The sequence below is a fragment of the Actinophytocola sp. genome, assembly GCF_045807065.1.
Taxonomy (GTDB): Bacteria; Actinomycetota; Actinomycetes; order Mycobacteriales; family Pseudonocardiaceae; genus Actinophytocola.
Map to the genome: position 1 here is coordinate 1 of NZ_JBJMIE010000614.1, position 9,224 is coordinate 9,224.

Genomic DNA, 9,224 nt, shown 5'->3' on the forward strand with positions numbered 1-9,224 from the left:
GAGGTGTTGAACACCTGGAAGCCGGCGGTGTAGGTACCGACGATGAGAGTCCGGTTGGCGCAGTACTGGGTAAATTGGATGTCGGGGGTGGTCGGGACGACGCGGCAGCCCACCCACTCGGCGCCCAGGGCCGCTGCCGGACCGGCCGCCATGATCGTCGTGCCCGCGATCGCGGCAAGGACGCTTATCAGGGTCAAAATTCTGCGCATGGACGATTTCCTTCGCCGTCGCTTTCAGAACCGGGATTCACGATCCGGGGTGGATCGTACCCGGCAACCGCTGCCGCGTGGCCGGCCGCGGAATCGAGTGCACTCTTGGCGATCGGTGGGGAGCGGCCTGGCCGCTCCCCACCGATCGTTCACTGCACGGTGTCGACGTGGGACACGCCGGACGTGCGGTAGCCGCTGATCCGGGACGTCACCTGGGCCGGGCTGACCACCTCGTTCTCGGCGAAGTAGACCCAGTCGACCCGCTCCTGGTAGGCGCGGTCACCCGACGAGCCGACGAGGCCGCCGGAGATGAACCACAGGTTGAAGTTGATCGACATCGGGGTCTCGGGGTAGTACCGGTCACCGTGGTCGGCGAACAGGTTGCCGTCGATGTAGTAGCGCACGCGGCCGGACGCCACCTGGATCACGAGGTCGTGCCAGCCCGCGAAGCTGGCGCGCTGCTCGGTGTGGATGTTGTCGGCGATCCACGGGTCTTCCTGGTAGGTCTCCCATGTGGTCGTGTAGAGGATGTTCGACGGCTCACCCCATCCGCCGTTGGGCAGGTACTCGAAGTCCATCTCCCCGTAGTTCGGGTCCATCGGGGCGTTCAGGGGCGTGATGGTGAAGAACGTCTGCACCACGTTGTCCCCGTCGACACCCCGCACCGGCGTGTCGGAGAAGAACACCCGCGCGCCGTAGGTGCCCTCGAAGAACTTGCGCTGGTGGTACATCTCGGTCTGCCGCGCGCTCGACCCGTTGTTCGACGACTCCAGCTGCAGCACCTGGTTGCCGTTGACGGTCGGGAACGTGACCAGCGACGGGTCCCACGTCGCACCCGGCACGCCGGGGCCGCCGCCGCCGGCGCGGACGGTCCACCCGCGCTGGGCGATCCGCGGGTCGCTCGACGAGGTGTAGGCGAAGTCGTCGAACATGACCCTGCCGGTCGGGTCCGGCGGGTTGCCGGGATCACCCGGGGCGTCGCCGCCGGGGCTGGTGCCCCAGATCGTCGTCCCGTCGCGCTGCACGGTCACCTTGTCCCACGCGGTGTAGGTCGTGCGGTTGGTGAACGAGTAGTCGTCGGTCTGGGTGATCGAGGCCCAGTTGGTGCGGTAGAACCGCAGCTGCAGGTCGCCGGTGTCGGCACCCGGCGCGAGCGAGCCGGCGCCCGAGGTGAAGGCGACCTCCAGGTAGCGGTCGGCGGTCGACGTCGGGGTGGACAGCGGCCGGAAGGTGCCGGTGACGTTGCCGCAGCCGCGCACCGCCCACGAGCACGCGAAGCGGTAGCCGACGTCGGGGGTGTCGCCGCGGAAGTAGTACCGCAGCGTGAGGTCGGCGAGTGGGATGGTGGTCGTGCCGGTGTTGGTGATGGTGAACCACGGCTCCGCCTGGTCGGTGGTGGCGCCCGTGGCACTGGTGCGGTAGTTGGCGGTCACGGCGTCCGCGGCGGCGGACGCGGGCGCCTGAAGGAACGTGGTCACCACTGCCGCCGCGGCGACAGCAGCCAGGGATCTGCGGAACAACTCGTCCTCCTGTACGTGCGGGGTGCGTACCGGGTGGGAGTGCGGGCCTCCTCTCAGCTCGTCGCGGTCAGGGCTCGGTAGGCGACCGACAGGGCCGCCAGTCTCCGTTCGTGCACGGCCATCGCGGCGCCGAAGGCCGCCCAGTCCGGCTTCGCGGACCACAGCGCGTCGGCCAGGGCGCACAGGCGCGGGAAGGCGAGGTACTCGACGTCCTCCGGACGCGGCACCTGCTCGGTCCACAGTTGGCACTGGCTGCCGAGCACGGCCGGGTCGTCGGGGATCGGCTGGTGGTACACGTCGTACGTCGTCACCACGGCGCCCGGCTGACCGGGTCGCTCGTCGTCGTCCGTCGACTGTGGATAGTCCAGGTAGGTCGACCGGTAGGGCGTGAGCACGACCGGATGCCCGTCCACCAGGGGTGTCGAGTCCTGCCACGGCATGACGACCGTCCGCGGATCGAGGCGGGTGCCGTCCCCGGCGTCCGCCCAGCACACCGGCACCCGCCCCTGGTCGAGGAGGAGCCCGCCGACCCGGTTGAGGAACCACCCGCGCAGCGCCTCCGGACCGGTCAGCCCTTCCCGCGCGACCCGGTCCAGTGCCACCGGGCTGGCGGCCCACTCGGTCACCGGCACCTCGTCGCCGCCGATGTGCACGTGCTCGCCGGGGAAGACGTCCATGACCTCGCCGAACACGGTGCGGAGGAAGTCGAAGACCCGCTCGTGCACACCGAAGACCGCCTCGGAGATCCCCCACTCCGTCCACATGGGAAGCCGGCGCTGCGGGTGGTTACCCAGCCACGGGTAGGCGGCGAGCGCGGCCCGCGCGTGCCCGGGCAGGTCGATCTCCGGCACGATCCGCACCCCGCGCTCGGCCGCGTACGCCACCAGCGCGCGCAGTTCGGCGGTCGTGTAGGCGCCGCCGTGCGGGACGCCGTCGAACCGGTCGCTGCCCGCCGGACCGAGCTGCGTGCGCGCCCGCGTCCCGCCGACCTCGGTCAGCGCGGGGTAGGCGGCGACCGGCATCCGCCAGCCCTGGTCGTCGGTGAGGTGCAGGTGCAGCACGGTGAGCTTGTGCAGTGCCAGCAGGTCCACGAACCGGCGCAGGAACCGCACCGGCTGGAAGTGCCTGGCGACGTCGAGCATCGCGCCCCGCCAGGGCAGCCGCGGCGAGTCCTCGACGTCGACGCACGGCAGTGCCCACACCACGCCCGGCGCCGGCACCTCGCCCAACGCCTCGACCGGCAGCAGCTGCCGGATGGTCTGCACGCCGTGCAGCAGGCCGGCCAGGCGCCGGGCCCGCAGCACCACGGCCAGCTCGCTGACGGTCAGCGCGTACCCCTCGTCGCCGAGCCCGACGAGCTGCTCGTCCAGTGTGAGGAGCACGGTTCCGGTGGCGGACGGGGGAAGTGGCAACCCGGTGGCCGGGCGGAGGTGGCGCCGCAGCAGCCGGGCCGCCGGTTCCGCACCCTGGGTGGCGCGCAGCGCCGTCGTGGGCCCGAACACGAACTGGCCGGCCCGCCGGCGCAGGCGCGTGGGTCGTGGCACGATCACGTGTCGCCTCCTGGTCTCTCAGCCCTTGACCGCGCCGCCGGTGATCCCGGCGGTCACCCTTCCCTGCAGCACCAGGAAGATCGCCAGCACGGGCAGCATGAACAGGGTCGACGCGGCCATGGTCGCGCCCCAGTCGGTGCCGAAGGTGTTGCTGAACGAGGACAGCCAGACCGGCAGGGTGCGGTCGTCCTGGTCCTTGATGATCAGCAGGTTGGCGAAGGCGAACTCGTTCCACGCGGTGATGAACCCGAACAGCGACGTGGTCAGCAGGCCGGGTGCGAGCAGGGGGAGCACCACCCGCCGGAACGCCGCGGGCCGGTCGCAGCCGTCCACCTGGGCCGCCTCCTCCAGCTCGACCGGGACACCCGCGAGGAAGTTCCGCAGCGTGACGATCGTGAACGGCAGGGTGATCATGAAGTAGACGAGCGTCAGCATGGACAGCGTGTCGAGCATCCCGGTGTCCCGTGCGATGACGTACATCGGGATCAGCAGCGCCTCCCACGGCGTCATCTGCGCGATGAACACCATGAGGATGAAGCCGCGCCGACCCTTCCACCGCAGCCGGGCCACCGCGTACGCCGCGAGCAGCGCGACCACGAGCGACAGCAGCACGGCGGAGCAGGCCACCAGCAGGCTGTTGCGCCAGAACGACCAGAAGCCGTCGGCGTGCACGGCCGCGGCGAAGTGCTCGACGGTCAGCGAGGACGGCCAGAACGTCGGCGTCACCGCCTGGATCTCCCGCGTCGGCTTGAACGCGGTCAGCACCATCCAGTAGACGGGGAACACCGACACCGCGAACACGAGCAGTGCCAGCAGGTTCCTCGTCAGGCGGCCGGTCATGCGGCGGCCTCCTCGCGGTACATGTGCCGGAAGTAGAACAGCAGCGCCAACACCAGCAGCAGCACCATGAGCACGGACACCACCGCGCCGACGTCGTAGCGGTGCAGCGACTGTGCGACCTGGTAGGCGTACACCGGCAGGGTGGTCGTCGCCCGGCCGGGGCCACCCTCGCTGATCACCCAGATCTGCACGAACGCCTTGCCGACCCAGATGACCTCCAGGCACGTGACGAGCCCGAACATGGGGCGCAGCACGGGAAAGGTGATCGAGCGGAACGACCGCGCGCCGCTCGCGCCGTCGATGCGCGCCGCCTCGTACAGCTCGTGCGGCACCGTGGTCATCGCCGCGTACAGCGTCAGCGCGGCGAACGGCACCGACTGCCACACGATCAGCACCACGAGGATCGCGAAGGTCTGCGGCCCGTCGGCGAACCAGGTGTGGCCGCGGAACCGCTCGAACCCCAGCTGTACCAGCACCCAGTTCACGACCCCCAGCTGGGAGGAGAACATCCACTGGAACACCGTGGTGGCGGCGATCATCGGGGTGGCCCAGGTGAGCACGAGTCCACTGAGGACCAGAAGCCGCGGGTACCGGCCCAGCCGGATGGTCAGCAGCGCGACGACCGTGGACAGCACCATGATCAGCACGACGTTGATCGCGGTGAACAGGAACGTGCGGCCGGCCACCGACCAGAACTCCGGGTCACTGAGCACCGCCGCGTAGTTGGCGAACCCGGCGAAGCTCGCGCCGCCGCGGATCAGCTCGGCCATCCCGAAGTGCTGGAAGGAGATGATCACGTTGCGCAGCAACGGGTACGCGAGCAGGTAGGCGGTTGCCAGCAGGGTCGGGCTGATGAGCAGGTAGGGCCAGAAGCTCCGGCGCCGGCCACCACCCGGCGCGACGGTCACGCGGCTGGACCGCCGCACCGGGGGTGCCTCGGTGAGTGCCACTAGCCCGCCTCCCCGAATCTCTGGGTGTGGGTCTCGTTCCGGCGACAGCTGCCGGTGTCGAGGTGGATCGTGACTGGCGCCGTCCCGTTCCCCTGAGGTATCCGCTGGTCAGGTGCGGACCTCGTATGACGATCCAACGGACCGGTCCTAGTTCGCGGTGTTCAGTGCGGCGGTGATCACCGCGTCCGCGTCCGCGGCGGCGGTCTTCGGGTCGCCGCCGGTGAGGACCTTGGTCAGGAACTCCTTGATCGGGTTGCGGGCCTCGACGGCCGTCCAGTTCGGGGAGTTCGGCGTGGCGTGGCCGTTCGCGGCACCCACGGCCATCGCGGCGGCGCCGGGGTCGTCCTCGACGGCGTCGGCCAGCGAGGTGCGGTTGGGCACGTAGTTCATGGTCTTCGCCAGCTCGGTCTGCCACTTTTCCCCCGCCAGCGCCTCGACCACCGCGTAGGCGCCGTCCTGGCGGGTGGAGGCCACCGGCACGATCAGGTCGGAGCCGCCGGTGAACACCGCGCCCGGCTCGTTCGCCCTCTTGCCGGGGATGGGGAAGAAGCCGAGCTTGCCGTCGAGGTCGGGGTTGGCGGTGGTGACGAGCTTGGCCGCGCCGGGGACGGCGATGAGCTGCGCGACGTCGCCGCGGGCGAACACGTCGGTCTGCTGCGGCTTGGCCTCGTCGGAGTCCTTCGGCCCGTTGCCGAGCGCCTGGAGCTGGCGGTAGAAGTCCGCGCCGGCCAACGCCTTCGGCGTGTCGAGCGCGCCCTTCCACCTGTCGCCGTCGCGCACGGCGAGGTCGCCGCCCTCGTCCCAGACGAAGCCGGCGAGCACGTACCAGTTCTGGCCGGGCAGGTAGATGCCCTGCACGCCGCCCTGGTTGAGCCGCGCGGTGGCGGCGAGCCACTCCTCCCGAGTGGTGGGTGGGGTGATGCCCTTGGCCTGGAAGAGATCCGTGCGGTAGATGACGACGCGGTTGGCCGCGTAGAACGGGATGCCGAACTGGTGGCCGTCGACGGCGCCGGGGTCGGCGAGGCCCGGCAGCCAGTCCTTGCCCCGCAGCTCGTCGACCTTGCCGGACAGGTCGGTGACGCCGCCGCTCGCCGCGTACTGCGCGACCTGGGTGTTGCCGACCTCGATCACGTCCGGCGGGTCGGTGCTGGCCAGCGCGCCGGTGACCTTCTCGGTGATGCCGTCCCACTCCTGGATCTGGACGGTCAGGTCGTACTCGGGGTGGTCCTTCTCGAACGACGCCTCGAAGTCCTTGACGAACCCGTCGGTCGCGGTGTCCTTCATCAGCCAGACGGTCAGCTGCCGCCGGCCCCCGTCGCCCGCGGCGTCATCGGAGCCGCACGCGGCGAGGGCGGGGAGGGTCAGGGCCAGCGTGAGCAGGCCTGCGGCGAAGCGATGCGGCACGGGGTCACCTCACGGTGCGGCGGGGACCTGACCAATTGGTAAGGTTCGGTGGTCTGCACCAAAATGGCATAGACCAATCTCTGCGTCAATACCCAGGTAGAGACCGGTATTTGGCAAGACGTTCACCACAGAGTGGTCAGGTCGGGCAGCTTTCCTCTGGTTCGGTTGTCATACTGGCGGCATGGCCGGAGCCATCCTCAAACGTGAGCGCGTGCGGGACTACCTGCTCGAACTGATCGAGACGCACCCCCCGGGCGCGCCGCTGCCCGCCGAGCGGGTGCTCTGCCAGCGCCTGGAGGTGTCGCGGCCGACGCTGCGCTCCGCGGTGGACGAACTGGTGCACAACGGGATGCTGGTGCGCCAGCACGGGCGGGGGACGTTCGTCGCACCGGCCAAGATCACGCAGGAGATGGTCTCGGACGCGCGGTCGATGACGTTGCCCCAGGCGGCGGGCACGTGGACGAGCAAGGTGCTGGAGTTCGCGACCGTCGCGGCGGGGGCCCGGGTGGGCCGGCGGCTGCGGATCTCGCCGGCGGCGGAGATCTTCTACGTGGCCCGGCAACGCTTCGTCGACGGCTCGCCGATGGCCATCGAGTACCTGCACGTGCCGGTGTCCGTGGCGCCGCGACTGTCCCTGGCGGACCTGGAGTCCGGCGACCTCTACGCCCGGCTCGACGAGCACGGCGTCCGCGTGCACGACGCGATCCAGTCGGTCGAACCGACGGTCACCAACGATCACGAGTCGACGTTGCTGGGCGTGCCGGTCCTGTCTCCCGCGCTGCTGTTCGAACGCCTCACCAACGACGACGGCGGCCGCCCGATCGAGTACGTCCACTCGCTCTACCGCGGCGACCGCTACCGCATCGTCTCCCGCCTGGCCCTGGGCCCCACGGCGACGACCTCCGGCACTCCCACCGCGAGCGCGCACCACCCCGGCATCCCACCCGGCGACCTCACCGCCCGCGGCCCGGTCCGCTCCGCCACGACCGGCGACATCCAGTAGCGGCCCTTCCCCCGACGCCGGCGAGTTCCGACGGAAACAGTGGGGCCGAACGCGGGTCGAGCGTTCCCTTCGCGATCATGTTGACGGAGGTCCCTTCCCCGACGGGTCCAACAGCCCTGGCACCGTGGCCGGTCCGCGGGCAGGCTGGGCACTGCATAGATCGCCTACCGGTGGGCACCCCAGCACTCCGGGCGATCACAACCAGGGGAGAGACTCGGTGACCACCAACGTGCCCCAGCTCGACGCGTACTGGCGTGCGGCGAACTACCTGTCCGTGGGTCAGATCTACCTGCTGGACAACCCGTTGTTGCGGGAGCCGTTGCGCCGTGAGCACATCAAGCCGCGCCTGCTCGGGCACTGGGGCACCACCCCGGGCCTGAACTTCCTCTACGCGCACCTCAACCGGGTGATCAGGGCCCGTGGCACGAACATGATGTACGTGATCGGCCCCGGCCACGGCGGGCCGGCCATGTTCGCCAACACCTGGCTGGAGGGCAGCTACACCCAGGCCTTCCCGGGCGTGTCACGGGACGAGAAGGGCATGCTGACGCTGTTCCGCCAGTTCTCCTTCCCCGGCGGCGTGCCCAGCCACGTCGCCCCCGAGGTCCCCGGCTCCATCCACGAGGGCGGCGAACTCGGCTACTCCCTCGCCCACGCGTTCGGCGCCGCCTTCGACAACCCGGACCTCGTGGTCGCCTGCGTGGTCGGCGACGGCGAGGCCGAGACCGGGCCGCTGGCGACCAGCTGGCACGCCAACAAGTTCCTCAACCCCGTCAAGGACGGCGCGGTCCTGCCGGTCCTGCACCTCAACGGCTACAAGATCGCCAACCCCACCGTCCTCGCCCGCATCCCCCAGGAAGAACTCGACGCACTCCTGCGCGGCTACGGCTACGCCCCCCACTACGTCACCGGCGACGACCCGGAGCAGATGCACCAGGACATGGCCGCCACCCTCGACGCCGCGCTCGACGAGATCACCGCCATCCAGCAGGAAGCCAGGGCCGGCAGGACACAGCGACCGCGGTGGCCGATGATCGTGCTCCGCTCCCCCAAGGGCTGGACCGGTCCGGCCGAGGTCGACGGCGTCCAGGTCACCGGCACCTGGCGAGCGCACCAGGTGCCGCTCGCCGCCGTGCGGGACAACCCCGAGCACCTCGCGCTGCTGGAGCAGTGGCTGCTTTCCTACCGCCCGGAGGAGCTGTTCGACGAGCACGGCCGGCCGGTGACCGCGCTGCTGGACCAGGTGCCCGACGGCGAGGCCAGGATGGGCGCCAACCCGCACGCCAACGGCGGCCTCCTGCTCACCCCCCTCGAACTGCCCGACTTCCGCGCCTACGCCGCCCAGGTCGAGAAGCACGGCAACAGCACCTCCGAACCCACCCGCGTGCTCGGCCGGTTCCTCCGCGACCTGATCCGCGACAACGACACGAACTTCCGGCTGTTCGGCCCGGACGAGACGGCCTCCAACCGGCTCGACGCCGTCTACGAGGTGACCGGCAAGCAGTGGGAGGCCGAGGTCCTGCCCGTCGACGAACACCTGGGACAAGAGGGCCGCGTCGTCGAGGTGCTCTCCGAGCACCTGTGCCAGGGCTTCCTGGAGGGCTACCTGCTCACCGGCCGCCACGGCCTGTTCTCCTGCTACGAGGCGTTCATCCACATCGTCGACTCCATGTTCAACCAGCACGCCAAGTGGCTCATGACCAGCAAGAAACTCTCCTGGCGACGCCCGGTCGCCTCACTGAACTACC

The 9,224-nt window shown here is 70.2% G+C and carries 7 protein-coding genes and 1 pseudogene; 2 read left to right on the plus strand and 6 right to left on the minus strand.

Annotation, left to right across the window (positions count from 1 at the left end; genetic code table 11):
- The 6 genes from ACJ73U_RS35995 to ACJ73U_RS36020 all read right to left on the minus strand — a co-directional run.
- Positions 1-209: hypothetical protein (locus ACJ73U_RS35995; RefSeq protein ID WP_407782230.1), on the minus strand; the 209-nt coding region annotated here is incomplete at its 3' end.
- A gap of 149 nt (positions 210-358) precedes the next feature.
- The gene (locus tag ACJ73U_RS36000) at positions 359-1,687 is read right to left on the minus strand and encodes a cellulose binding domain-containing protein (RefSeq protein WP_407782231.1); all 1,329 of its coding nucleotides are present in this window, start codon (positions 1,685-1,687) and stop codon (positions 359-361) included.
- Between the two features lie 95 nt (positions 1,688-1,782).
- A complete protein-coding gene (locus ACJ73U_RS36005; RefSeq protein WP_407782232.1) occupies positions 1,783-3,279 on the minus strand; it encodes a beta-N-acetylhexosaminidase in 1,497 nt (498 codons plus the stop codon).
- Between the two features lie 18 nt (positions 3,280-3,297).
- Complete coding sequence (locus tag ACJ73U_RS36010; protein WP_407782233.1) at positions 3,298-4,119, minus strand: carbohydrate ABC transporter permease; 822 nt, start codon at positions 4,117-4,119, stop codon at positions 3,298-3,300.
- A complete protein-coding gene (locus tag ACJ73U_RS36015) occupies positions 4,116-5,069 on the minus strand; it encodes a carbohydrate ABC transporter permease (protein WP_407782234.1) in 954 nt (317 codons plus the stop codon). The genes ACJ73U_RS36010 and ACJ73U_RS36015 overlap by 4 nt, the downstream gene beginning before the upstream one ends.
- Before the next feature lie 147 nt (positions 5,070-5,216).
- Positions 5,217-6,473 (minus strand): extracellular solute-binding protein, encoded by a 1,257-nt coding sequence (locus tag ACJ73U_RS36020; RefSeq protein ID WP_407782235.1) that lies wholly within the window; start codon positions 6,471-6,473, stop codon positions 5,217-5,219.
- 181 nt (positions 6,474-6,654) lie between these two features.
- Between ACJ73U_RS36020 and ACJ73U_RS36025 the strand changes: the two genes are divergently transcribed.
- A complete protein-coding gene (locus ACJ73U_RS36025) occupies positions 6,655-7,476 on the plus strand; it encodes a GntR family transcriptional regulator (protein ID WP_407782236.1) in 822 nt (273 codons plus the stop codon).
- A 217-nt stretch (positions 7,477-7,693) separates the two neighbouring features.
- Positions 7,694-9,224 (plus strand): annotated as a pseudogene (locus ACJ73U_RS36030) (phosphoketolase); the annotation flags it as partial.

Coding starts and splice junctions, on each gene's coding strand:
- ACJ73U_RS36010 (WP_407782233.1), bottom strand. CDS start 4,119: ATGACCGGCCGCCTGACGAGGAACCTGCTGGCACTGCTCGTGTTCGCG.
- ACJ73U_RS36025 (WP_407782236.1), top strand. CDS start 6,655: ATGGCCGGAGCCATCCTCAAACGTGAGCGCGTGCGGGACTACCTGCTC.